Source organism: Bradyrhizobium acaciae (assembly GCF_020889785.1).
GTDB classification, from domain to species: domain Bacteria; phylum Pseudomonadota; class Alphaproteobacteria; order Rhizobiales; family Xanthobacteraceae; genus Bradyrhizobium; species Bradyrhizobium acaciae.
The window spans coordinates 1-22,426 of the sequence record NZ_JACMYK010000050.1; the positions used below are offsets into that span (position 1 = coordinate 1).

Annotated in this window: 25 protein-coding genes; 15 read left to right on the forward strand and 10 right to left on the reverse strand. The window is 64.7% G+C overall.

What is annotated here, in order from left to right:
- Positions 1-160: 160 nt before the first annotated feature.
- On the reverse strand, positions 161-2,122 hold the full coding sequence (locus tag H8A92_RS19885) for a putative bifunctional diguanylate cyclase/phosphodiesterase (RefSeq protein ID WP_229197332.1): 1,962 nt from the start codon (positions 2,120-2,122) through the stop codon (positions 161-163).
- Between the two features lie 299 nt (positions 2,123-2,421).
- On the opposite strand from H8A92_RS19885, the gene H8A92_RS19890 reads away from it, so the two are divergent.
- The 3 genes from H8A92_RS19890 to H8A92_RS40835 are packed head-to-tail and all read left to right on the forward strand — an operon-like array spanning position 2,422 to position 4,371.
- Complete coding sequence (locus H8A92_RS19890) at positions 2,422-2,754, forward strand: VOC family protein (RefSeq protein ID WP_229197333.1); 333 nt, start codon at positions 2,422-2,424, stop codon at positions 2,752-2,754.
- 1 nt (position 2,755) lies between these two features.
- Complete coding sequence (locus tag H8A92_RS40830; protein WP_274613418.1) at positions 2,756-3,511, forward strand: FAD-dependent monooxygenase; 756 nt, start codon at positions 2,756-2,758, stop codon at positions 3,509-3,511.
- Positions 3,508-4,371, forward strand: a complete 864-nt coding sequence (locus H8A92_RS40835) for an FAD-dependent monooxygenase (RefSeq protein WP_338026569.1) — start codon at positions 3,508-3,510, stop codon at positions 4,369-4,371. The genes H8A92_RS40830 and H8A92_RS40835 overlap by 4 nt, the downstream gene beginning before the upstream one ends.
- On the opposite strand, the gene H8A92_RS19900 is transcribed toward H8A92_RS40835, so the two are convergent.
- Genes H8A92_RS19900 through H8A92_RS19910 form a run of 3 tightly spaced genes read right to left on the reverse strand, consistent with a single transcriptional unit; the run spans position 4,361 to position 7,930 of the window.
- Positions 4,361-4,834: a GlcG/HbpS family heme-binding protein gene (locus H8A92_RS19900; protein WP_229197334.1), complete on the reverse strand. Its 474-nt coding sequence runs from the start codon at positions 4,832-4,834 to the stop codon at positions 4,361-4,363. The genes H8A92_RS40835 and H8A92_RS19900 overlap by 11 nt on opposite strands.
- Before the next feature lie 38 nt (positions 4,835-4,872).
- On the reverse strand, positions 4,873-6,378 hold the full coding sequence (locus H8A92_RS19905; RefSeq protein WP_229197335.1) for an aldehyde dehydrogenase family protein: 1,506 nt from the start codon (positions 6,376-6,378) through the stop codon (positions 4,873-4,875).
- Positions 6,379-6,388: 10 nt separating this feature from the next.
- Positions 6,389-7,930 carry a hypothetical protein gene (locus tag H8A92_RS19910; RefSeq protein WP_229197336.1) on the reverse strand — a complete coding sequence of 514 codons (1,542 nt, stop codon included), beginning with the start codon at positions 7,928-7,930 and terminating at the stop codon, positions 6,389-6,391.
- Positions 7,931-7,960: 30 nt separating this feature from the next.
- Here H8A92_RS19910 and H8A92_RS19915 point away from each other — a divergent pair, with 30 nt between their 5' ends.
- The 7 genes from H8A92_RS19915 to H8A92_RS19945 all read left to right on the forward strand — a co-directional run bounded on the left by H8A92_RS19915 (position 7,961) and on the right by H8A92_RS19945 (position 12,800).
- The gene (locus H8A92_RS19915) at positions 7,961-8,137 is read left to right on the forward strand and encodes a hypothetical protein (protein ID WP_229197337.1); all 177 of its coding nucleotides are present in this window, start codon (positions 7,961-7,963) and stop codon (positions 8,135-8,137) included.
- 95 nt (positions 8,138-8,232) lie between these two features.
- Positions 8,233-9,000, forward strand: coding sequence for an iron-containing redox enzyme family protein (locus tag H8A92_RS19920; RefSeq protein WP_163160521.1), 768 nt, complete (start codon positions 8,233-8,235; stop codon positions 8,998-9,000).
- A 23-nt stretch (positions 9,001-9,023) separates the two neighbouring features.
- Positions 9,024-9,368 (forward strand): 2Fe-2S iron-sulfur cluster-binding protein, encoded by a 345-nt coding sequence (locus H8A92_RS19925; RefSeq protein WP_229197338.1) that lies wholly within the window; start codon positions 9,024-9,026, stop codon positions 9,366-9,368.
- Between the two features lie 3 nt (positions 9,369-9,371).
- Positions 9,372-9,668, forward strand: coding sequence for a ferredoxin (locus H8A92_RS19930; RefSeq protein ID WP_229197339.1), 297 nt, complete (start codon positions 9,372-9,374; stop codon positions 9,666-9,668).
- 12 nt (positions 9,669-9,680) lie between these two features.
- Positions 9,681-10,010 carry a 2Fe-2S iron-sulfur cluster-binding protein gene (locus H8A92_RS19935; protein WP_229197340.1) on the forward strand — a complete coding sequence of 110 codons (330 nt, stop codon included), beginning with the start codon at positions 9,681-9,683 and terminating at the stop codon, positions 10,008-10,010.
- 127 nt (positions 10,011-10,137) lie between these two features.
- A complete protein-coding gene (locus H8A92_RS19940; RefSeq protein ID WP_229197341.1) occupies positions 10,138-10,950 on the forward strand; it encodes a GntR family transcriptional regulator in 813 nt (270 codons plus the stop codon).
- 221 nt (positions 10,951-11,171) lie between these two features.
- The gene (locus H8A92_RS19945; RefSeq protein ID WP_229197342.1) at positions 11,172-12,800 is read left to right on the forward strand and encodes a GMC family oxidoreductase; all 1,629 of its coding nucleotides are present in this window, start codon (positions 11,172-11,174) and stop codon (positions 12,798-12,800) included.
- A 208-nt stretch (positions 12,801-13,008) separates the two neighbouring features.
- On the opposite strand, the gene hemE is transcribed toward H8A92_RS19945, so the two are convergent.
- The gene (gene hemE, locus H8A92_RS19950; protein WP_229197343.1) at positions 13,009-14,055 is read right to left on the reverse strand and encodes a uroporphyrinogen decarboxylase; all 1,047 of its coding nucleotides are present in this window, start codon (positions 14,053-14,055) and stop codon (positions 13,009-13,011) included.
- 124 nt (positions 14,056-14,179) lie between these two features.
- On the opposite strand from hemE, the gene H8A92_RS19955 reads away from it, so the two are divergent.
- A complete protein-coding gene (locus H8A92_RS19955) occupies positions 14,180-14,365 on the forward strand; it encodes a hypothetical protein (RefSeq protein ID WP_229197344.1) in 186 nt (61 codons plus the stop codon).
- A 94-nt stretch (positions 14,366-14,459) separates the two neighbouring features.
- Here H8A92_RS19955 and H8A92_RS19960 read toward each other — a convergent pair whose 3' ends face one another.
- From H8A92_RS19960 to H8A92_RS19970, 3 genes are read right to left on the reverse strand one after another with little or no spacing between them, the layout of a single operon-like run.
- Positions 14,460-14,750, reverse strand: a complete 291-nt coding sequence (locus H8A92_RS19960) for a PilZ domain-containing protein (protein WP_229197345.1) — start codon at positions 14,748-14,750, stop codon at positions 14,460-14,462.
- 27 nt (positions 14,751-14,777) lie between these two features.
- Positions 14,778-16,448: a pilus assembly protein TadG-related protein gene (locus H8A92_RS19965; RefSeq protein WP_229197346.1), complete on the reverse strand. Its 1,671-nt coding sequence runs from the start codon at positions 16,446-16,448 to the stop codon at positions 14,778-14,780.
- Between the two features lies 1 nt (position 16,449).
- The gene (locus tag H8A92_RS19970) at positions 16,450-16,863 is read right to left on the reverse strand and encodes a TadE/TadG family type IV pilus assembly protein (protein ID WP_229182054.1); all 414 of its coding nucleotides are present in this window, start codon (positions 16,861-16,863) and stop codon (positions 16,450-16,452) included.
- A gap of 377 nt (positions 16,864-17,240) precedes the next feature.
- Between H8A92_RS19970 and H8A92_RS19975 the strand changes: the two genes are divergently transcribed.
- Positions 17,241-18,128, forward strand: a complete 888-nt coding sequence (locus H8A92_RS19975) for a LysR family transcriptional regulator (protein ID WP_229197347.1) — start codon at positions 17,241-17,243, stop codon at positions 18,126-18,128.
- A 30-nt stretch (positions 18,129-18,158) separates the two neighbouring features.
- Here H8A92_RS19975 and H8A92_RS19980 read toward each other — a convergent pair whose 3' ends face one another.
- Positions 18,159-18,374, reverse strand: coding sequence for a SlyX family protein (locus H8A92_RS19980; protein ID WP_163160512.1), 216 nt, complete (start codon positions 18,372-18,374; stop codon positions 18,159-18,161).
- Positions 18,367-19,119 carry an oxygen-dependent tRNA uridine(34) hydroxylase TrhO gene (gene trhO / locus H8A92_RS19985; protein ID WP_229197348.1) on the reverse strand — a complete coding sequence of 251 codons (753 nt, stop codon included), beginning with the start codon at positions 19,117-19,119 and terminating at the stop codon, positions 18,367-18,369. Before trhO ends, H8A92_RS19980 begins: the two co-directional genes overlap by 8 nt.
- Positions 19,120-19,290: 171 nt before the next feature.
- Between trhO and ggt the strand changes: the two genes are divergently transcribed.
- Genes ggt through H8A92_RS20000 form a run of 3 tightly spaced genes read left to right on the forward strand, consistent with a single transcriptional unit; the run spans position 19,291 to position 22,407 of the window.
- Positions 19,291-20,877, forward strand: a complete 1,587-nt coding sequence (gene ggt / locus H8A92_RS19990) for a gamma-glutamyltransferase (RefSeq protein WP_229197349.1) — start codon at positions 19,291-19,293, stop codon at positions 20,875-20,877.
- A 35-nt stretch (positions 20,878-20,912) separates the two neighbouring features.
- The gene (locus H8A92_RS19995; protein ID WP_229197350.1) at positions 20,913-21,371 is read left to right on the forward strand and encodes an FKBP-type peptidyl-prolyl cis-trans isomerase; all 459 of its coding nucleotides are present in this window, start codon (positions 20,913-20,915) and stop codon (positions 21,369-21,371) included.
- A 46-nt stretch (positions 21,372-21,417) separates the two neighbouring features.
- Entirely contained in the window at positions 21,418-22,407 is a 990-nt protein-coding gene (locus H8A92_RS20000) for a D-2-hydroxyacid dehydrogenase family protein (protein ID WP_229197351.1), read from the forward strand.
- Positions 22,408-22,426: the final 19 nt, after the last annotated feature.

Below are 22,426 nucleotides of genomic sequence, written 5' to 3' on the forward strand. Positions count from 1 at the left end.
CCCTGGGAGAGGTCGATTTGCGTAGCAAATCGGGTGAGGGGTTACGGTCTAACGAGAGAGCAAGAGCCCTCACCCGGATTGCTTCGCAATCCGACCTCTCCCAATGGGGAGAGGTGAACCAAGACCGCGCCAAGCCGATTCAACCAAACTTCATCGCGCTTTACGCCGCGTGCACCGAGTGCTGCGGATCGTGGTCGAGCAGGGCGGTGATCTCGCCGGCTGACATCGGCCGGCCGATCAGATAGCCCTGCACCTCGTCGCAGCTGGTCTGGCGCAGATATTCGAGCTGGTCCGCGGTCTCGACGCCTTCGGCGACGACGCCGATCTGCAAGTCCTGCGCGAGGCCGATCACCGATTTGACGATCGCGGCGCAATCCGGCTGGGTCAGCATGTCCCGGATGAAGGATTGATCGATCTTGATGCGGCTGAACGGTAGCTTGCGCAAATAGGTCAGCGACGAGAAGCCGGTGCCGAAATCGTCGAGCGCGACCGTTAGCCCGAGCTCGAGCAGTCCGTTCAGGATTGCGGGCGCCGATCCGTATTTCGAGATCAGCATCGACTCGGTGATCTCGATCTCGAGTCGGCTCGGCGCGACGTTCGCCGCGTCAAGCGCCTCGACGATGGTCTGCAGGATGCTCACATTCTGGAACTGGACCGCGGAGAAATTCACCGCGATCCTGACGTTGTCGGGCCAGCGCGACAGCATCGCGCAGGCGCGCCGGATCACCCACTCGCCGAGCTGGTGGATCAGCCCGCTCTCCTCGGCGATCGGAATGAAGACGCTAGGCGGGATCAGGCCGCGCGTCGGATGCTGCCAGCGCAGCAGCGCCTCGAAGCCGGTGACGCGGCCTTTGCGGATATCGAGGAACGGCTGGTAGACTAGGAACAGCTGGTCGGCCTCGATGGCCTGTTCGAGGTCGCGCTGCAACGCGCGCCGGTCGCGCGCCGACCGGTCGTCGCCGGCCTCGAAGAAACAGATGGTGCCGGGGCCGGACTTCTTCGCCCGGTAGAGCGCGATGTCGACATGCTTGAGCAGATCATGGGACGTGTTGCCGTCGCGCGGCGCGAGCACGATGCCGATGCTGATCGCGCTGCTGATCTCGAACCCGTCGATCGGGAATGGCTCGGCGAACGCCGCCACGAAACGCTCGGCGATCGCCAGCGCATCCACCGGCCGCGTCAGATTGGACATGATCAGGGCGAACTCGTCGCCGCCGATCCGCGCGACATGCTCGGCCGCGCGCGTGCAACGCTGCAACCGGGCCGCAAGCTGCACCAGGAACTCGTCGCCAGCCGGATGGCCGTACCTGTCGTTGATTTCCTTGAAGCGATCGAGATCGAGCAGCAGCACGGCGAATTCCTCGCCGGAGCGCGACAGCCGGTTCAGCGCGCCGTTGAGCGCCTCGTTGAAGGCGACGCGGTTCGGCAGATGGGTCAGCGGATCCTGGCGCACCGTCCGTTCGGCCTCGTGCTGGGCGATGATGCGGCGGCGGAACTCGAATGCATGGACGAACACGCCGCGCAGCAGCACCGAGCCGTAGATCAGGACGAGCACGGCCATCAGCAGATAGATGAAGTCGCCGTCCCTGCCGAGGCAGATTGCGGTGCCGACGAAGATCGGCCCGGTGAAGGCAATCGCGGCGATCGGGATCGTCGAGAACGCGAAGGCGCCGCCGGCCAGCATTCCGGCGCAAAGACACGTGATCACCAATTGCGCGCCGCTCGAGGCGTTGGCGAAGAAGGCGACCGGGACGACGCCCCAGGCCGTGCCGAGCGCGAGCGCATTGCGCACCAGCCGGTACATGGTTCGGCGCGACACGAATTGCGGCTTGGCGATGCGGCGCGATGCGCGCGCCTGCAAGCCGAAGAACAGCGCGGCGCTGCTCACCGCGGCCGCCCACACCAGCGCGAAGGCCCAGTCGGCCGATTGCCAGAGCGCAGCCGCGAGCACGAGCGCGTTGCAGGCATTGGCCAGCATGATGCCGAAGGAATAGCCGAGCACGAGCGAAACCTGCTCGGCGCGGATGTGGCCGGCTAGCGCTTCATCCGTCGGTGGTGCGCCGAAGGCGGCGAGGTCACCCGCGAACAAGGTCGCGAAATATGATCTGAGATAGGTACGCATCCCACTACGTTCTTGCGCGGTTTGGCCATGGCGCTGTGGCGAAGAATTCTCTGCAAACCTTTGACAAACTATGAACTATTGCAACGGACCGTGCCACCGCGGGGACCCGGTTCAGTTCCACGGGCGGGCATTGCTAACAAATCGATACAAACGCGTGACGTGACGTCACGGACCAGCGGTGTGACGTCACAGATGGGCAAAGACTGCCCGGCGCCACCCTGCTTGATCCTCCGCCGGTTTTTCGCAATGAGTTGGCAACGACCGGGATTTCCGCGAACGGCAAGACCAGAAGGGTGCGCATGAGCCTCCCGACCACGAACCACGATCCCGGGTTTCGGATCACACGGGCAAGCCATGTCGTCCTGACCTTCTGTGACCTCGCGGCGAGCCGGCAGTTCTACGAAAAGGTGATCGGGCTGATCCTGACAGCGGAGGAGGGCGACGCGCTCTATTTCCGCGGCGTCGAGAAGGCCTGTCATCACAGCCTTGTGTTGCGCAAGGGCGAGGGCGCCGTCTGCGCGCGGCTCGGCTTGCGGGACTTTCAGGACGACGACCTCGACCGGCTCAAGGCGTTCTTCGAAGTGCAGGTGAAACCGAAGCCGCTGACGCTCGAGAGCAACCTGGCGAAGTAGCATGTCAGCCCCGGTCGCGAACTCCATCCATGACGTGGCGATCGTCGGCCTCGGGCCGGTCGGTGCCATCTTCGCCAATCTGCTCGCGCAAGCCGGCCTGAGGGTCGCCGTCGTCGAGCGCGTCGCCGACATCTATGACAAGCCGCGCGCGATCACGCTCGATCACGAGGCGCTGCGCGTGCTGCAGGCGATCGGGCTTGGCGATTTCATGGAGCAGGCGATCGCCCCGCACAACGGCTCGCACTATCTCGGCGTCGACGGCGAGATCATCAAGATCTTCGATCCGATGCCGCCGCCGTTTCCGCTCGGCTGGATTCCGAACGTCACCTTCGTGCAGCCGGACCTCGAGCAGGCGCTGCGCGACAAGCTCGCCGACTATCCGCATGCCGACGTTTTCCTTGCTGCGGACGGCGTGGCGCTGCGGCAGGACGGCGACGCGGTCACGCTGACCGCACAGCGCGAGTCTGGCGAGGAGTTTTCGATCCACGCGCACTATCTGGTCGGCTGCGACGGCGCCAACAGCTTCGTGCGCAAGCAGCTCGGTATCGGCCTGGATGACCTCGCCTTCGATGAATGGTGGATGGTGGTCGACACGCTGACCAGCGATCCCGCCAGGCGGCCGGCCAAGAGCTTTCAGTATTGCTGGCCGTCGCGCCCCGGCACCTTCGTGCCGGGGCCGCGCAATCTGCGGCGCTGGGAGATCAAGCTGCTGCCGGGCGAGGATCCCGAAGCGGCCGCGCGCCCGACAATGTGGTGAAGCTGCTCAAGGGCTTCACCGATATCTCCGACCTCACGATCTGGCGCTCGGCGCTCTATCGTTTTCACGCGCTGCTCGGGCAGCGCTGGCGCGACCGCCGCGTGCTGCTGATGGGCGATGCCGTGCACCAGACGCCGCCGTTCCTCGGGCAAGGTCTGTGCGCCGGCATCCGCGATGCCGTGAACCTGGCCTGGAAGCTCCGCCTGGTGCTGCGCGGCGATGCCGATGAGGCGCTGCTCGACAGCTACGAGATCGAGCGCAAGCCACATGTCCGCGCCGTCGTCGCCAGTGCCAAGGAGTTCGGCAAGATCATCGGCGAGCTCGATCCGGTAGCCGCGGCCGCACGCGATCTGCGCCTGCGCGCCGAACTGAAGGCGGGCACGGCCGAAACCATCAGGCAGAAATTCATTCCCGATCTCGTCTCCGGCCTGATCGCGCGCGATGGTGATCTTGCCGGACGGCTGTTCGTGCAGCCGCATGTGCATGCGCCGGACGGGCGGACCTGCCGGCTCGACGATCTGCTGCAACCGGAATTTGCGATCGTCACGGCGGCCGCCGAGCCGATGGCCTGGCTGTCGGACGCGTCCCGCGCCGCCTGGCAGCATCTCGCCGGCGAGCGCGTCGTCATCACCGCATCAGGCGAAAGCGGCGATGCCGGCGGCATCCAGAGCGTGGTCGAGCGCGACGGGCTGTTCGCCGACTGGATGCGGCACCACCGCGCCGCGGCGGTCATCGTGCGGCCCGACCGTTACGTCTTCGGGGCCGCCGGCAACGCCGATGAGCTCAACAGGCTTGTCGGGCAACTGCTCGAAGGCCTCGGTGCGAAAGGTTCGTCGTTGCCGGCGCCAGTCACTTCTTGATGTCGGCCGCGACCAGCACACGATGGCCGCGCAGCAACTCTTGCAGGGCCTGCAGGGCCGCGACGCCGCATTGGGTGTCCTGCTCGCCATTGCCGCCGCTCAGCCCGATGCCGCCGACAACCTCGTCGTCGACGACGATCGGAAAGCCGCCGACGAACACGGCAAATTTTCCGTCGAAGCTCCACTGGATGCCGAAGGCCTCATTGCCGGGGAGGGCTGGTCCGTTCGGCGGCTGGTTGAACAGATGGGTGGAGCGCTTGTGCCCGGCCGCAGTGAACGCCTTGTTCCAGGCAATCTGCGGGCCGGTGATCCGCGCACCGTCCATCCGCTCCAGCGCCAGCGGGTAGCCGCCCTCGTCGGTGACGCAGACCGTCTCCGCAACGCCGATCTCGGCGGATTTTCGGATCGCCGCGGCGATCATGTGGCGGGCTTCGGCAAGTTCAAGCTTGAACGACTGTTTCATCGCTGTCTTTCGGGATTGGAGTGGACGTCGACGGCCGCTCAAGCGCCGCGGTAGACCGTTTTGATCTGGGTGTAGAATTCGAGGCCGGTACGGCCAGACTCGCGGAAGGTCGAGGTACTCGACCGTTTCAATCCGCCGAACGGCGCGTTGATCAGATTGCCCGTGGTGGTGCGGTTGATCTTCACGGTGCCGGACTGGATGTCGTTGGCGAAATCATGCATGACGCGCGGGTTGCGGGTCACGATCGCGGCCGACAGGCCGTATTCGCTGGCATTGGCCTTGGCGATCGCATCGGCATAGCTGTCGACTTCGATGATCGCGATCACAGGGCCGAAGATCTCCTCGCGTGCGATCGTCATGTCCTGGGTCACGTCGGTGAAGATCGCGGGTGAGACGAAGTATCCGCCGTCATAGCTGGCACCGGTGAGCCGGTCGCCGCCATAGAGATGCGTCGCTTCCTTCTTCCCGATGGCGATGTAGCGCAGCACGGTTTCGAGCTGCCTGGCGGTCGCCAGCGGCCCCATCTCCATCCCGCTGGTGAGGCCGCTGCCGAGCTTGATCGCCTTCACCTTGGCGAGCAGCTTTGCTGTGAACTCGGCCCGCACCTGCTTCATGACCAGCACCCGGCTGGTGCCGGTGCAGGCCTGGCCGGCCAGCGAGAAGCCGCCCTTGACCGTCAGATCGACCGCCAGGTCGAGATCGGCATCGTCCATCACGATGAGCGGGTTCTTGCCGCCGAGCTCCATCTGCGTGCGGGTCGTGAAGCCGACCGCGCGGCAGATCTGTTCGCCGGCCGTCGTCGATCCGGTGAAGGAAATCGCGCGGATCACCGGTGGCTCGGTGGTCGCAGGCCCGATCTCGCCGGCCTTGCCGGTGATGAAGTTGAGCGCGCCTTTCGGCAGGCCCGCCGCAATCAGCGCTTCCGCCAGCCGATAGCCGCTGAGCGGCGCATCCGACGACGGCTTGAACACCACCGTATTGCCGGTGATGAGGGCCGGCGCGATCTTGCGCGCCGGAATCGAAATCGGAAAATTCCAGGGCGTGATCACCGACACGACGCCGAGCGGCTCGCGCAGCGTATAGACCGTCATGTCCGGATCGTCGTTCGGAAACACTTCGCCGGTCAGCGACTGTCCCTCGACGGCGTAGAACCGCAAGGTCTGTGCCGAGCGCAGCACCTCGTCGCGGGCGAGGCCGAGCGATTTGCCCATTTCCCGCGTCATCTCCCGCGCAATGTTATCCGCACGCGCCTCGAGATGATCCGCGGCCCGGTTCAGGATGGCGGCGCGCCTGGAAATCGACGTCCGCCTCCAGCCTTCGAACGCGGCGGCCGCGGCATTGACGGCCGCTTCCGCCTCGGCGGCGGTGGATTGCTGGAAGCGTCCGACCAGGTCGGCGTTGTCGGCGGGATTGACGTTCGTGAACAGTCTGCCGGAGGCGCTGGGCAATCGCTCGCCGGCGATCAGGTTCGGAAATTCCTCGATCCCCGCTGTGCCCTCCGTGGAGGGACGCGAATTGCGTGCGGTCGTTTCGGTTATCGTCACGGGATTCTCCTCAATGCCAGATCAGGACCGCGCAAGCGGTCGATATCGCCAGCCCCGTCAAGACCGGGACCATCGCGGTCCGCACGATCTGGAACACGGGGACGCGCGCGAAGCCGGCCACTGCGATCAGCGACGACCACGCGACGAGGGTGCCGCCGCCGGTCCACACCGCGCCCATCTGACCGATCGCGGCGAGCGTCGCGGGCTCCATCCCGACCGACGGTGCCAGCGCGCCCGACAGTGAGCCGGTCAGCGGCAAGCCGGCAAAGCCCGAGCCGTCGATGCCGGTGATCATGCCTGAGATCAGGATGCCGAAGGCGACGAAAAACTCGTTGCTCGGGATCCAGCCTTGTGCGGTTTGGATCAGTTCGAACAGGAGGCTTGGCGCCTGGGCCGCGGGCACTCCGAGGATCGGAGCGGAAAGGCCCGGCTCGGCGCCGAGAAAGAAGAAGCCCGCGATCGGCAGCACGGAGCCCATCGCCTTGAATGCGAAGACGAAGCCTTCGGTGACGTGATCGGCGCTGGTGTCGAGGAACTTGCGCAGGTTGTCGGTGATGAAGGATGCGCAGATCATCAGGATCGCGGCGACGCCGCCGACCAGGGCTGCGGCGTCGCCGCCCTTGAGGTCATGGCCGATGCCGAGCTTGGCGAGCACCATCACCGCGATGACGCAAAGAAAGGCAAGCGGCGTTGCGACCGCAAAGAATTTCGACCAGCCCTCGCGGCGGGGCGGCAGCTTCGCAAGCTCCTTGTCGATCTGCGCCTGGGTCGCGAACGGCCGCTGGCCCTCCGCGGTGGCGCGCGCGATCTCCGCCTTGTCGAAAGTGCCCTCCTGCTCCAGCCGTGCCAATTCGCCGTTGCTGGACTGCGCCTGCCAACGTTCCAGCAGCGTGTCGTCGGGCTTGGTGATCGACTTGCGGATCGAGAAATAGGCGAGCGTCAACGCTATTCCGCCGGTGATGAGGGAGAGCACCAGCGCACGGTCTGCGACGGTGGCGGCGCTGACCGCGGCGCCGGCCGCCTTGGCGCTGATCCCCGGTGCGACGCCGATCACGTAGTCCGACGACAGCGCCATGCCCTGTCCGGCAATCGCGATCGCGATGGCGCCGCCGAGCGGCGACAGGCCGGCCGCAATCGCCGCGGGCAGCAACACCGCGGAGACCAGCGGCACTGCCGGTGTCGGCCAGAAGAACAGCGAGATCACATAGGTGATGGCAGCGAGAACGAAGTAGGCGGTGTGTCCGCTCTTCATCACGGCGCGGAAAGGTTCGACCATGCGGATGTCCGAGCGCAGCACCTTGAGCGCGTTCAGCAGCGCGGTCATCAACGCGATCACCAGGAAGATGTTGAAGAGCTCCCTTGCCGCGGTGAAGCTCGCGTTGAAGACGCTGGCGAGCGCCGCAACCGGGCTGTGCGTCCATGCAAGCGCGACCAGCAGCGTTGCGATCACCGATGGCACGACGACGTTGGCGCGCCAGATCATGGTGAGAACGATGACGGCGACGCCGAGCAAATAGACCCAGTGCGCGGCAACGATCGGAACGTGCTGCATGGTTGTTGTTTCCCCTCTGTCGCGCAAATAATGTATACTGTATTCAAGAATGGCAAGATCAAATTGCAGGCCTGCGACCAGGCGATGGCGCAAGGGCAGGAAGCATCCTTGGTCGCAATTTATGCATGGAAAGCACAAAATAGCGGCGGGCAGGTGCGCGTGATGCCGGCGGGTTGGAGGGCAGGAAACCGCAATTCTGGCTGTTGACAGCCGCTAAAATCGTATACAGTATACAAACATCAGAACGCGACCGGGCGCCTCGTTGCCTGGACAGCAATCCTTCACGGCACAGGAGCGCCACGATGCAAAAGCTGATGGATCACGTGGAATTTCGAGCGGCCCTCGAAAATGCCATCAAGGGAAAGAGCGCCAACAAGGCTCCGTTCAGCGTCGCCTGGGCCAGCGGCAAGCTGAGCCGCGCGCATCTCGCGCGTTGGGCCGAGAACCACTACCACTATGTCGGTCCGTTCGCCGATTACCTCGGCTACATCTATGCGCGGATGCCCGAGCAGTACCAGGAGGCCAAGGACTTCCTGCTTGCCAACATGTATGAGGAGGAGATCGGGGGCGATCGTCACACCGATCTGCTGATCCGCTTCGCGGAGGCCTGCGGCACGACCGCGGCGCGCGTCAAGGACCCCGACAACATGACGCCGACCACGCGCGGGCTGCAGAGCTGGTGCTATTCGGTGGCGATGCGTGAGGATCCGATCGTCGCCGTCGCCGGCCTCGTGGTCGGTCTGGAATCGCAGGTGCCCTCGATCTATCGCAAGCAGACGCCGACCCTGCGCGAGAAGTACAAGTTCACCGATGAGGAGGTCGAGTTCTTCGACCTTCACATCGTGTCGGACGAGATTCACGGCGAACGCGGCTACCAGATCGTGCTCGAGCACGCCAACACGGTCGAGCTGCAGCAGCGTTGCCTCAAGATCTGCGAGATCGGCGCGCAGATGCGGCTGCTCTACACCACTGCGCTGTACCACGACTATGTCGCGAACGACATCGCGATGGCCGAGCTCGATCTCGCCAGCGGCGTCACCGCTGAAGAGCGCGTGTTGTTGCAGGCCTGATCCGCAAGGGGAGCAGCGGCGCGATGCCCAACGTGGTTTTTCACCGCAACGGCGAGACCTTTGTCGGCGAGGTCAAGGAGAACACCAATCTCGTCGTCCGCGCCGGCATCCGCCAGTTTCCCTATCCGAACTTCCTTTACGGCTGCGGGATGGGGAAATGCGGGAAGTGCGCGTCGCTGATCATCAAGGGCGGCGAGCATTTGCCGGAGCCGAACTGGAAAGAGAAGAAACGCCTCGGTGCCAGGATCGATCAGGGGTATCGCCTCGCCTGCCAGCTCTGGCTTACGCATGACGTTGAACTGTCACAGGAGGCGGCCCCGCTGGTCGACGTCGTCGCGCCGGCAGGTAGCGCGGTTGGGAGGCCGTGAGCGATGTATGTGATACTGACGAGCAAGCCGGGACAGTTTCGCACCGAGATCGTCGAGGGCCTGCGTCCGCTCGCGGCCTATGACTACCTGTTCTACGGCATCAGGAAGGCAACGTTCGTGATTGCCGAGCTGGTCGCGGAGACCAAGGTCAAGGTGATCGACGAGGCCTGGTCGCCGCCGATCGTGAACGAGGTGCCCTCGAAATTCCTCGAGAAGTTCGAAACGCCCGAGCGGGCGCTGAACGAGCTCGAGCACCTCGTCACGTTCGGTCACATGGACACGAAGCTGCGCAAGCGCTGAGCGGATGGCGGGATGATCGAAGTCACGTTTCTGACCAACGGCGGGAAAACCGTGACCGCGGCGGAGAACAGCAATCTGCTGCGTGTCTCGCTGCGCGAGCAGGGCGGCATTCCGTTCAAATGCGGCGGCGGCCTGTGCGGGACCTGCAAATGCCTGATCGAGAAAGGCATCGAGAACACCGATGCGATCAAGCCGAAGGAGCGAAAGCACCTCACCGACGAGCAGTTCGCCGCCGGCTATCGGATGGCGTGCCAGACCTTTCTCACCGGCAGCGTGAGCGTGTCGTGGGTGCCGAAAGCCGTGGCGCAGCCGGCTCGACCTGTAGCTGTTGACGGCGAATGAGCGCGGCTTGATGGCATGCAGCCGGCGGTCTAAATACGCAATTGCGGTCATTTGGCCAGGACTCTGGCAGCTCGTTGGACCTCCTGTGTCCATGCGTTGAGCGAAGCGCGGCCGGACAGGTCAGTTCATGGCAGGCAGGCTCGGAAGCTCCAAACGTCTAGGCGACGATTACCTCTCCCTCCACGGCAGGGTCATCGAGGAGTTGCGGCAGGCGATCCTGAGCCGGCGGCTGAAGCCCGGCGAGCGGCTGGTCGAGGGCCGCCTCGCCGACGAGCTCGGCGTTTCCCGCAATCCCGTGCGCGAGGCGATCCGCGTGCTGGAGTCCGAGGGGCTCGTCGAGGTGACCGCGCGGCGCGGTGCCTCCGTCGTCACGATGAGCGATGAGGAAGCGCGCGAGACGATCGAGGTGCGCGCGGTGCTCGAGGGCCAAAACGCGCGCCTCGCTGCGCGTCGTCGCGAGGAAAGCATTATCAAGCGCATCGCGGCAGTATTGAAGCAGGGCAACGAGGCGGTCGCCGGGCGGCGCTACGACCTGTTGTCGGATCTCAACCAGCAATTCCACCATGAACTGGCGGAGGCCGGCCGCAACCGCGTGCTCGCGGATCTGCTGAAGCGGCTGCGCGAACGCACGGCGATGTTGTTCTCACCGACCGATCCGGTGCGCCAGGCCCGCACCTGGGATGAGCATGCCGCGATCCTGCGCGCCATCATCGCCGGCGACGAGCGTGCTGCGGCCACGCTCGCGGCCGAGCATGTGATGCGGGCGGGGGCGGATTTTCTCTCGAGCCTGCATGTGCCGGATGAGGGCGCCTCGCTGGAGGCGATATCGGCGAAATACGGTCTGCCGTCCGGTTCGAATGCGGCTCGGAGCGCTGCGGCCAAGCCTGCGCGCCGAAGTCCGCAGCGGAGCGCCACGCGGCGGAAAAAGACCGAGAGTTGACGCAGCCGAAGCGCCGCCGCGCTTGCAGATGCTGAGGCAGCGAGCGGAGGTCCCGTTGTACCTCCCGGGATCGCGGCGCTATCTTTCTTGACCCCGTCTGCCACGCTCGCTACCTCTTTTGGAGCCGAGCGGAGATGCGACGGAGCGTGCATGCGTTCCGTTAGGGGATATCAACTCCCGTCGCGATCCGCCGGCCGTGCCGCATGGCCCGGGGGAAACGAATGAACAACAAGCATGGCGCGTCGCCGAACGACGTCGCCGAATTTGATTACGTCATCGTCGGCGCCGGCTCGGCCGGCTGCGTGCTCGCCAACCGCCTGAGCGCCGATGGCAAGCACTCGGTGCTGTTGCTCGAGGCCGGTCCGAAAGACACCAACATCTGGATCCATGTCCCGCTCGGCTACGGCAAGCTGTTCAAGGAAAAATCCGTCAACTGGATGTACCAGACCGAGCCGGAGCCCGGCCTGAACGGGCGGCAGGTGTTCCAGCCGCGCGGCAAGGTGCTCGGTGGCTCCAGTTCCATCAACGGCCTGCTCTATGTGCGCGGCCAGCACGAGGACTACGATCGCTGGCGGCAGCGCGGCAATGCCGGCTGGGGCTATGACGACGTCTTGCCCTATTTCAGGAAGGCAGAGGATCAGCAGCGCGGCGGCGACAAGTATCACGGCGCCGGCGGCCCGCTGCCGGTGTCGGACTGGCGCCATCACGATCCGCTGTCGGAAGCCTTCGTGCATGCTGCGGCCGAGGTCGGCATTCCCACCAATCCGGATTTCAACGGCGCGACCCAGGAGGGCGCGGGCTTCTTCCAGACCACGACACGGCGCGGCCGGCGTGCCTCGACGGCGCGGTCCTATCTGCGGCCGGCGCTGACGCGCGGCAATCTGCATGTCGAGACGTCGGCGCTGGCGCAGCGCATCCTGTTCGACGGCAAGCGCGCGAGCGGTGTCGTATACAGGCAGAACGGGCAGCTGCGCACCGCCAAGGCACGCAAGGAGGTGCTGGTGTCGAGCGGCGCCTACAACTCGCCGCAATTGCTGCAGCTCTCCGGCGTCGGCCCAGCCGATCTGTTGAAGCAGCACGGCATCGAGATCGTGCTCGATGCACCCGGCGTCGGCAACGATTTGCAGGATCACATGCAGGTGCGGATCGTCACACGCTGCGCGCAGAGCGTCACGCTGAACGACGTCGTCAACAACCCGGTGCGCCGCGTCATGGCTGGCCTGCGCTACGCGGCGCTGCGCAAGGGGCCGCTGACGATCGCTGCCGGAACGTCCGGCGCGTTCTTCAAGACCAGCCCGCGGCTGGCGTCGCCCGACATCCAGATCCATTTCCTGCCGTTCTCGACCGACAAGATGGGCGAGCAGCTGCATCCGTTCTCGGGCTTTACGGCCTCGGTCTGCCAGCTGCGCCCGGAGAGTCGCGGCTCGCTCAAGATCAAGAGCGCGGACCCGGGCGTGCCGCCGGAGATCCGCATCAACTATCTCGCGACCGAGACCGATCGCCGCGCCTTCATCGACGGCATCCGCATCCTGCGCAAGATCCTGGCCGCACCGGCGCTGAAATCATATGCGGTCGGGGAGGTCGATCCCGGCGCCAAGGTGGTCAGCGACGACGACCTGCTCGAGTTCTGCCGCCGCACCGGCAGCACGGTCTATCATCCGACCTCGACCTGCCGGATGGGCAACGATCCGCTCGCGGTCGTCGACAACAGGCTCAAGGTGCGCGGCGTCGAGGGCCTGCGCGTGGTCGACGCCTCGGTGATGCCGGACCTGATGTCGGGCAATACCAATGCGCCGACGATCATGATCGCGGAGAAGGCGTCGGACATGATTTTGGAGGATGCAAGGTAGGAATCGATTATTAGGCAATCCGTCATCCCCGCGCAAAGGCTTCGCCTTTGTCGCTGGAGGTACGAGCGTAGCGAGCCTCGAAGGATGCACGGCCACAGATGGGCCGTCGACCCTTCGAGGGCCGCTGAAGAAGCGGCCACCTCAGGGTGACGGTGATGGAGTGGGGCGTGGCCCCGCAATGAAGTGGCGTAACCCGGGCTACGAGGCCTCAGCCCTTATACGCCCGTACCCGCGCGACCATCTGCTCGACATGGGCGATCGGCGTCTCCTGGAGGATGCCGTGGCCGAGGTTGAAGATCAGCCGGCCCTTGCCGAAATTCTCCAGCACATCGTCCACGGCGCGGTCGAGCGTGGCGCCGCCCGCAATCAGGGCCAGCGGATCGAGATTGCCTTGCACCGTGACGCGGCTCTGCACGCGCTCGCGGACCATTGACGGTTCGGTTGTCCAATCGATCGAGACGGCATCGACGCCGGTTTGCTCGACATAGGTCGGCAGCATGCCTGCAGCACCGCGCGGAAACCCGATGATCCTGGCACCGGGGACCTGCTTGCGCACCCCGGCAACGATGCGCCGGGTCGGCTCGATCGACCAGCGGGCGAACTCGCGCGGCGGCAGCACGCCGGCCCAGGTGTCGAAGATCTGCAGGCAGTCGGCGCCGGCCTTCAACTGACCCACCAGATAGTGGATCGAGTTCTCGACCAGGACGTCGATGATCCCAGCGAACGCGTCCGGGTGGCGATAGGCGAGCATCCGCGCGGGGGCCTGGTCCGGGGTGCCTTGTCCGGCCACCATGTAGGTCGCAACCGTCCATGGCGCGCCGCAGAAGCCGATCAGCGCGATCTCGGGCGCAAGCTCGCGCCGGACCCGGCGCAGCGCTTCGAACACCGGCTCGAGCTGGTCGAAATTGGCCTCGGTAGCCAGCGTCGCGATCTCGCCGGGCGTCGCCAGCGGATCGAGCCGCGGCCCTTCGCCGGCCTCGAAGCGTACCGAGCGACCGAGCGCGTAGGGGATCACCAGGATGTCGGAGAAGATGATCGCGGCATCGAAGTTGAACCTGCGGATCGGCTGAAGCGTGATCTCGGTCGCGAATTCCGGCGTAAAGCAGAGATCGAGGAAGCCGCCGGCCTTGGCGCGCAGCTCGCGGTATTCCGGCAGATAGCGGCCGGCCTGCCGCATCATCCAGAGCGGCGGTACGGCCTGGCGGTGGCCCGACAGGAGGTCGATGAGCGGCTTCTTGATGGGATCCTGGGGCACGTGGCTAGTTCCTGAGCACGGTCAAAATTTGCGCCCCCTGATACACGCTGCGGCGCAATGGGCCAAGGCGGTTCTGGAACCCCGGTCTGCGCGGGCGCGTTGTTTCCTGGAATGGAGGGATGCCATGACCGAGAAATTCGATCCTGCCCCGCATGACAAGCATGCCGAGAAGCCGCACGAGGCACGGGCTGTCGACCGCAAGGCTCGCTCGCGGCTGAGTGAGGGATTGGAGGAAACCTTTCCGGCCTCCGACCCGGTCAGCGTGACGCAGCCCGCGCCGTCGAAGCACGACGGCAATCGGGACAATTAGCTGGTATATCCCAGCGGTCGCTAACCACGATGCAAATGAGTTCGACCAGCAGGGGAACGATTGGCCGCCCGAATATCGTGGTCGTCGGAGCAGGCTAGATCGGGCCGCCTTCGGGGCGCTGCATCCGGTCGAATTCAAACATCACGCCGAGCCGGCGCTCCAGACGCCAGACCAGAATGCAGTGCCGCCGGATCGGCTCGCTCTCGATCTCGAGATCGAATGCGAACGGGATTGCGGCGTCGCTCTCCACGGCGAGCCCTGCGCCTCCAGTCGAGATGTTGAGCACGAGGCAGTCCACGGTGGTACTGCCGAAGAAGATCGCTCCGCGCTTCATCAGGGGCGTTCGCTGGCTGTCGGTCTTGTATCTTCTTATCGTTATGCTCACGGCAGTCTCCTACCCCGCGATCGCGCCCTAGTTCACCAGCACTGCGCCGTCGCAGCGGATGCCCAGCACCCAGACGTCGACCTGGCCGAGCCCGATGCCGAGCGTCGAGAGCAACGACGCCAGCACCTGATCGATCGGGCTCGTCACGGCGTTCAGGATGCCCATCACCAGCGCGCCCAACCCCGGGATCGGAAGCCCGAGCGGGCCGACATTGATGGTGAGCGAGAGGTCGCCGAGCAGCGTTCCTGTCAGCGATGACAGGAAGTTCGTCGTCGTCACCGTCTTCTTGGTCCCCGACTGGATGTCGCTGTAGCTGAAATTGACGTTGGTCGGCGTGGTGTTGCCCATGCCGGCATGGGCGAGGCCGGTGACGGTGACGAGACCGAGATTGACCAGCATCGCGGGCGGCGGATTGGGTTTGGTGGTGAAGTTGGTCATGTCGGCGGCCGTGACGTTGCCGATCCAGGCGTCCACGATCCCCGGCGTCACGCCGATCGTGACCTGCGAGGTGCTGATGTCCGGATGGCCGCAGGACACCGCGTTCAGCGTCGCGGTACCCGAGGCGACCTCGACATAGACCGGGAGGTTGATCGTAGAAACGCTGCCGGAGCCGAGCACGGTGATCGTGGCCAGGATCCTGGTCTGCGCGGTGTGGACGCTCACGCCCTGGGTGCCCATCGCGATCCAGCTCGAGCCGACGGGGCGCTCGCCGATCGTTGCGATCACGGACACGTTGGCGATTCCGGGCAGGCCGAGATTGATCGAGGTTGCGATCTGATGGCTGCCGTTGGCGATCTGCGCCACCGTGTTGATGAGGTCGAATACCGAGACGCTGGCGCCGACCTTCGGTTTCTGCCCGACCGTGAGGTTGGCAAAGGGACCGAGGTCGATCAGGGTGCCCGGCGAAATCTTGGTTGAGGAGCCGGTGACGGCCTGCGAGATCGTCGACAGGGCGGTCGTGGCGGCGGTCGCACCGTTGGTGATCTGCTGTGTGGTCAGCGCGGCGGCCATGAGATCGCCGACCTTGACGTTGCTGCTCAGCAGGTCGCTATAGGTGACGCCGGTCAGGTTGACCCGGGTTGCCAGCGCCGACAGGAAGTCCAGTGCGTCGATCTTGGCGCTGATCAGCGAATTGTAGTCCATCACCGAAAGCGACAGCGAGGTGCCGAGCATCGAGCCGAGCAGTGCATTGATCACGCCGCCATTGACCGAGAGCAGCCTCGAGCCGATCTCGAACGTGGCCATTTCGGTCGATGTCGCGGTGGCAGTCGTCTTGATGGTGAAGCTGTTCGCGCCGGTCAGATAGCGCGCGAAGTAGAGCGGGGTCTGGGTGTTCAGCGTGACGCGTGCGGCATTGGGAACGCCGACCGCCGGGGCCACGAACCGGGACTGCGGCGCGATGGCGCTGTTGGCGGTGTAGGTCCCTGTCTCGACCTTGACCAGCGCGCTGGCCGGATAGTTGTTCTGGGTCACCGTCGCGGTGGCGGCGTTGACCGGATTGCTCAGGTTGGCGGCGGCAACGATCGCGGCGAGGTCGGCGGTGGTCTGCGTCTTGCGCCGGTCGGCGAAGATCGAGCCGAGGTCGATTGCAAGCCCGGCGCACCCGATGACGAGCGTCATCAGGCCGGCTGAGATCATCGCGAAGTTGCCGCGCTCGTCGGCGCTGAAGCGCCGCATCAGCATGAGGATGCCTCCCATCCTAGAACCCTCCGTACTGAATAGCGGCGGAGCGGGCGATGGTGCTCGCAGGCTTGGGTATGAAAGGAAGGCTGTAGATGAAGTTGCCGGCCGCGTTGTAGTTGACCGTCACGACGTAGACGTTGGCGTTCGATGGGGACGGCGCGGCATTGACCGTCAGATTGCTGGCAACGAGCAGCGGATAGGTCGACGCGTTGGCGGTTACGTAATTCGTCGCGAGGCTGTTGCGTTCGGTGTCGGTCATTCCAGCAATCGACGACCGCGCCGCTTCGGCTGCGAGCTGCTGGACGCCATGCACCATGGCGAGATAGGAGCCGAAAACGATGATGCCGAAAATGAAGGCGAGAAACAGCGGCAGCATCAGCGCAAATTCAACAGCTGACGCGCCGCTTCGACAGCGAAACAACCTGGTCATGGCACACCTCGAACCGCAAGCTACGGCGTCACGTTGCGAGGCTTTGATTAAGGAAAACTATGAAAACGCTTCCGCGAATCAGTGGCGTCAATTCAGACTTATCGGGTCGGCAATCCGTAATGGGGTGATCAGAATCTCTGATGCGATCCCCGCAAAAACCCGGAGTGCGGTGCGGTTGAGGTGCTGCGGCGTGTTGAGATGCAGTTGTGGGATACCGTGATATGCGGGGTAATGCACGTAACGATACATATGGCCTGCAATATCAGTGCCTTGTCGGCAATTGTGGCTAAACGAAAGTGCAACCAAATGTTAGTATAGCCTGATCACATACTGTGGAGATTGGAACTGCGTCCCGTGCTGAGATTGGAGGGCTCGCGATGCACAGACCGCGTCAGCATTTGAATATTCCTACTGAAATCGTTCGCACCGTCGTTGCGATTGCAGAGACGGGAAGTTTATCGAAGGCCGGGGAGCGGCTCGGCCTGAGCCAGCCGGCGATCAGTTCGCAGGTCAAGCGACTGCAGAGCCTGATTGGTGGCGCGCTGTTCGTCAGAACGGCAAACGGCACGACAACCACAGAGTTAGGCAAGGTCGCCGTGCAGCAGGCAAGGCGAATCCTCGAAGCAAACGATCAACTGCTTCGACTCGGCGGCAATCATGAAGGACCCCAGCCATTGCGGCTGGGAATAAGCACGATGCTCGCCGAGGAATTCCTCAAGCTGCATCCGGCTGACGCACTCGCCGACGTGCTGGTTCACGCCGACATGTCGCCGATCGTCATCAGAGGATTGATCGACGGCTACGTCGACATCGCCTTCGTCTACAGCAACCCTTCGCTGGAGAACGAACACGAGGTGACGATCGCCGCCGAGGCCGACGAGCGCTCGGTGTGGGTTCGGTCACGCGATTTCGTTCTGCGGCCGGGCGCCCCGATCCCGATCCTGGCGTGGCCCGGTGACGACTGGATGATCCGGACGCTCACCAAGCACAACATCTCGTACAAGATCGTGTTCAGGAGCCCGAACCACCAACTGCGACTGGAAGCCGCTCGGGCCGGATACGGCCTGACGGCGTGCCCCGAGCGGATGATCCCGTCCTCCCTCGTCTCGGCGAAGGACTACTATCTCCCGGAGCTTCCGTTGCAGAAGCGTTTGCTGTGCGTCCGTCCGGGCCTCGAGGGAAGCCGTGCGACGGCGATGGTGCAGCGGTTGTCCAGCCTGTTCTTCAGCGGCGCGAAGCCGATGCGTCAGGTGAGCAACATGTAGTCCGGTGCCGCCGCATTCCGGCGGTACCGATCAATAATGCGGTGGGCGCTCGTTGGCGGGTCCCGGACCTTGGCGTTCGGCCTCCTGAAGCCGGTCGCGCAGTTCGGCGATTTGGCGGGTCAGCGCATCGATCTGCTTCCATTGCGCCGTGATGGTCTGGTTCAGCGTCTCGATGGCTTCGTCCTGGTAGGTCAGGCGGACCTCCAGCGCGTCGATCCGCTCGCTCAGTTTTGCCGCGTCACTCATGGACGGCGTCCAGCTGTCCACGCTCGTGCAGGCCGTGGCCGAGCGCGACGCGTTCGTCGAACACAAAGCAGTCGCCGCGCCAGCGGCTGTCCTGCTGCGGGGTTTCCTCGAGATATCTGAGGATGCCGCCCTTGAGGTGATAGACCTCGCCAAATCCTTGCGCGAGCAGATAGGCGCTCGCCTTCTCGCAGCGGATGCCGCCGGTGCAGAACATCGCGATCCTGCGGTGTTTCGCCGGATCGAGGTGCCGCGCGGCAAATCCCCTGAATTGTCCAAAGCTCGCGATCTTCGGATCCACTGCGCCTTCGAAGGTACCCATCGCGACCTCGAACGCGTTGCGGGTGTCGAGCACCATGACGTCGGGCGCCGCGATGAGCTCATTCCAGTCGGCTGGATCGACATAGGTGCCGACCTGCCGCGTCGGATCGACCGTAGGGTCGCCGAGCGTCACGATTTCCTTCTTCAGCCGCACCTTGAGCCGTTGGAACGGCATCTGCGCGGCTTCGGAGAATTTCAGCTCGAGATTGTGGAGGCGGCCGCCGAACAGCGGCCCATTCTTAAGCTCCGCGATGAAGCCATCGATGGCTTCATCGGTGCCGGCAATGGTGCCGTTGATGCCCTCATGGGCGAGCAGCACGCTGCCCTTCAGATCGAGCTCGGCACAGCGCGCACGCAGCGGCTCGCGCAGTGCGCGGAAGTCGGGCAGCGCGGCGAACTGGTAGAAGGCGGCGACCTTGAGGGGCATGGCCGGGGTTTATCAGGCCGGCCAGGCCGGCGAAACCCCGCAAAGCCATGCATTATCGGGATAATTCCTCTGGCATGCCATGCATTGCCCTGCCGGGGATGAATGTGCCATGTACCTGCATCCTTCCGCCGCGACAGCATCAGACCATCACGATCAAGCGAGCTCTCCGTTATGAGGAATTTCCACTTCGCCGGCCGTTCCACGGTCCACGCCCAGAACGCGATGGTGGCGACGTCGCATCCGGAGGCGGCGCTGGTGGCCATCGAGGTGATGCGCGAGGGCGGTACGGCGGCCGACGCTGCGGTCGCCGCCTGCGCACTGCTCGGTGTCATCGAGCCGCAATCGACCGGCATCGGCGGCGACTGCTTCGCGCTGATCCAGCCGAAGGGCGAGGGCAAGATCGTGTCCTACAACGGCAGCGGCCGGGCGCCGATGGCGGCCACCGCCGACTGGTACCTCGAACGCAAGATCCATTCGGTGCCGCTGACCTCGGCGCATGCCGTCAGCATTCCCGGCGCGATCGATGCCTGGGACGTGATCCTCAGGGATCACGGCAAGTTCGGTTTCGACCGGCTGCTGCAGCCCGCGATCAAGGCCGCCGAAGAGGGCTATGTCGTCGCTCCGCGCATCGCCTTCGACTGGAAGAACGGCTTCGAGAAGCTGAAGAACGGCACCAACACCGAGCGCTATCTGCTGCCGCACGGCAAGCCTGCGGTCGCCGGCGACGTGATCCGCCAGCCGGAGCTCGGCAAGACGCTGCGCGCGATCGCGCAAAAGGGCCGCGACGCCTTCTATAGCGGCGAGATCGCCGCCGACATGGTCGACACGCTGCGCGGCATCGGCGGGCTGCACACGCTGGAAGACTTCGCCGCGCATTCGACCGAGACGACCTCGCCGATCGGCACGATGTACAAGGGCCACGACGTCTGGCAGTGCCCGCCGAACGGCCCCGGCATCACCATGCTGGTGATGCTCAACATCCTGTCGCGCTTCGACCTGACCAAGTTCAAGCCGCTCAGCGTCGAGCGCTTCCACCTCGAGGCCGAGGCGGCGCGCATCGCCTACATGATGCGCGAGCAGTATATCGGCGACCCCCAGCACGCGCATGTCGACGTTGCCGGCATCCTCTCCAGGGAGTTCGCCGACGAGCATATCAAGAACATCCGGATGGACCGGCTGCTCGAACTGCCGAACGTTGCACCGCCGATGAACCCGTCGACGGTCTATATCACCGTGGTCGACAAGGATCGCAACGTCTGCTCGTTCATCAACTCGATCGCACATTCGTTCGGCTCGGCGATCGTCTCCAACAAGACCGGCGTCCTGCTGCAGAACCGCGCCGGCGGCTTCCGCATCCAGCCCGGCCATCCGAACTGCATCGCGCCGGGCAAGCGTCCGCTGCACACCATCATTCCGTCGTTGGCCACCATGAACGGCCGTGCGGTGATGCCGTTCGGCGTGATGGGCGGGCAGTATCAGCCGGTCGGCCAGACCCGCGTGCTGACCAACATGCTGGACTATGGCTGCGACATCCAGGAGGCGATCGACATGCCGCGCGGCCTGCATTACGAGGGCGTCTATCAACTCGAGGACTCAGTGCCGGCAGAGATCGTCGAAGGCCTGAAGAAGATCGGCCACAAGACCACCAGCGTGGTCGCGCCGCTCGGCGGCGGCCAGGGGATCTGGATCGATTGGGACAAGGGCACGCTGACCGGCGGCTCCGATCCGCGCAAGGACGGCTGCGCACTCGGCTACTGATCGCGATCGACATCAATCAAGGAAGGACGTCCAGGATGCAATCTTCACGACGCACGATCATCAAGACTGCGTTTGCCGGCCTTGCGGCGGCAGTCTCCACGTCCGTTGCCGGCGAAACGGCGATGGCCCAAACAGCAGGAAAGCCCATGACCACAGCTTCAGGCCTCCAGATCATCGACAGCAAGGTCGGCACCGGCGCCTCGCCGAAGACCGGCCAGACCTGCGTCATGCACTACACCGGCTGGCTCTACGAGAACGGCCAGAAGGGCAAGAAATTCGACTCCTCCGTCGACCGCAACGAGCCGTTCGAGTTTCCGATCGGCCAGGGTCACGTGATCAAGGGTTGGGACGAGGGTGTCGTAACCATGAAGGTCGGCGGCAAGCGTACGCTGATCATCCCGCCGAACCTCGGCTATGGTGCGCGCGGCGCCGGCGGCGTGATCCCGCCGAATGCGACGCTGATGTTCGACGTCGAACTGCTTGGTGTAAAGTAGGCTAGCGGCCGTCAAGTAACCGGCCCACGACAAGAGGGGCGCAGCGATGAAGATCTCGATCCTCGACGATTATTTCGACACGCTGCGCACCCTCGATTGCTTCCACAAGCTCGACGGCCACGACGTCACGATCTGGAACGATCATGTCCAGGACGTCGATGTGCTCACCGAGCGGCTGCGCGACACCGACGCGCTGGTCCTGATCCGCGAACGCACCCAGATCCGCGCGCCGCTGCTCGAGCGTCTGCCGAAGCTGAAGCTGATCAGTCAGCGCAGCGTCTATCCGCATATCGACATCGACGCCTGCACGCGGCTCGGCATCATCGTGTCGTCGAGCCAGCATGCCGACACGCCGTCCTACGCCACGGCCGAGTTCACCTGGGGCATGATCCTCGCGGCGATGCGCGCGATCCCGCAGCAGATGGCGGCGCTGAAGGCCGGCAAATGGCAGATCGGCATCGGTAATACCCTGCGCGGCAAGACGCTCGGCATCTACGGCTATGGGCGCATCGGCGCCGTGGTCGCGGGTTACGGCAGGGCGTTCGGCATGAACGTGCTGGTTTGGGCGCGCGAGCCGGCGATGGTGAAGGCGCGTGCCGACGGCTACGAGACCGCGGCAAGCAAAGCCGATTTCTTTGCCCGTTGTGACGTGCTGTCGCTGCATATGCGGCTGGTCGACGCGACGCGCGGTATCGTCAAGGCGGAAGACCTCGCGCGGATGAAGACGACCGCGCTGATCGTCAACACCAGCCGCGCGCCGCTGATCGAGCCGGGTGCGCTGGTCAATGCGCTGCGCGCCGGCCGGCCCGGCATGGCGGCGATCGATGTCTACGAGAAGGAGCCGTTGCGCGACACGTCGGACCCGCTGCTCAACATGGACAATGTGGTCTGCACGCCGCATCTCGGCTACGTCTCGCGCGACGAATACGAGATCCAGTTCACCGATATCTTCGATCAGATCGTGGCCTATGCTGCCGGTGGGCCGACCAATGTGGTGAATCCGGATGTGCTGGCACATCCGCGTCCGCGCGGCTGACCGGCATCGCTCACACTCG

Coding starts and splice junctions, on each gene's coding strand:
- H8A92_RS20000 (WP_229197351.1), top strand. CDS start 21,418: ATGAAGATCTCGATCCTCGACGATTATTTCGACACGCTGCGCACCCTC.
- H8A92_RS19920 (WP_163160521.1), top strand. CDS start 8,233: ATGCAAAAGCTGATGGATCACGTGGAATTTCGAGCGGCCCTCGAAAAT.
- H8A92_RS19915 (WP_229197337.1), top strand. CDS start 7,961: ATGTATACTGTATTCAAGAATGGCAAGATCAAATTGCAGGCCTGCGAC.
- H8A92_RS19890 (WP_229197333.1), top strand. CDS start 2,422: ATGAGCCTCCCGACCACGAACCACGATCCCGGGTTTCGGATCACACGG.
- H8A92_RS19955 (WP_229197344.1), top strand. CDS start 14,180: ATGACCGAGAAATTCGATCCTGCCCCGCATGACAAGCATGCCGAGAAG.
- H8A92_RS19970 (WP_229182054.1), bottom strand. CDS start 16,863: ATGACCAGGTTGTTTCGCTGTCGAAGCGGCGCGTCAGCTGTTGAATTT.
- H8A92_RS19925 (WP_229197338.1), top strand. CDS start 9,024: ATGCCCAACGTGGTTTTTCACCGCAACGGCGAGACCTTTGTCGGCGAG.
- H8A92_RS19995 (WP_229197350.1), top strand. CDS start 20,913: ATGCAATCTTCACGACGCACGATCATCAAGACTGCGTTTGCCGGCCTT.
- H8A92_RS19900 (WP_229197334.1), bottom strand. CDS start 4,834: ATGAAACAGTCGTTCAAGCTTGAACTTGCCGAAGCCCGCCACATGATC.
- H8A92_RS19975 (WP_229197347.1), top strand. CDS start 17,241: ATGCACAGACCGCGTCAGCATTTGAATATTCCTACTGAAATCGTTCGC.
- H8A92_RS19910 (WP_229197336.1), bottom strand. CDS start 7,930: ATGCAGCACGTTCCGATCGTTGCCGCGCACTGGGTCTATTTGCTCGGC.
- ggt (WP_229197349.1), top strand. CDS start 19,291: ATGAGGAATTTCCACTTCGCCGGCCGTTCCACGGTCCACGCCCAGAAC.
- trhO (WP_229197348.1), bottom strand. CDS start 19,119: ATGCCCCTCAAGGTCGCCGCCTTCTACCAGTTCGCCGCGCTGCCCGAC.
- H8A92_RS19945 (WP_229197342.1), top strand. CDS start 11,172: ATGAACAACAAGCATGGCGCGTCGCCGAACGACGTCGCCGAATTTGAT.
- H8A92_RS19935 (WP_229197340.1), top strand. CDS start 9,681: ATGATCGAAGTCACGTTTCTGACCAACGGCGGGAAAACCGTGACCGCG.
- H8A92_RS19940 (WP_229197341.1), top strand. CDS start 10,138: ATGGCAGGCAGGCTCGGAAGCTCCAAACGTCTAGGCGACGATTACCTC.
- H8A92_RS19930 (WP_229197339.1), top strand. CDS start 9,372: ATGTATGTGATACTGACGAGCAAGCCGGGACAGTTTCGCACCGAGATC.
- H8A92_RS40830 (WP_274613418.1), top strand. CDS start 2,756: ATGTCAGCCCCGGTCGCGAACTCCATCCATGACGTGGCGATCGTCGGC.
- H8A92_RS19885 (WP_229197332.1), bottom strand. CDS start 2,122: ATGCGTACCTATCTCAGATCATATTTCGCGACCTTGTTCGCGGGTGAC.
- H8A92_RS19965 (WP_229197346.1), bottom strand. CDS start 16,448: ATGGGAGGCATCCTCATGCTGATGCGGCGCTTCAGCGCCGACGAGCGC.
- H8A92_RS19980 (WP_163160512.1), bottom strand. CDS start 18,374: ATGAGTGACGCGGCAAAACTGAGCGAGCGGATCGACGCGCTGGAGGTC.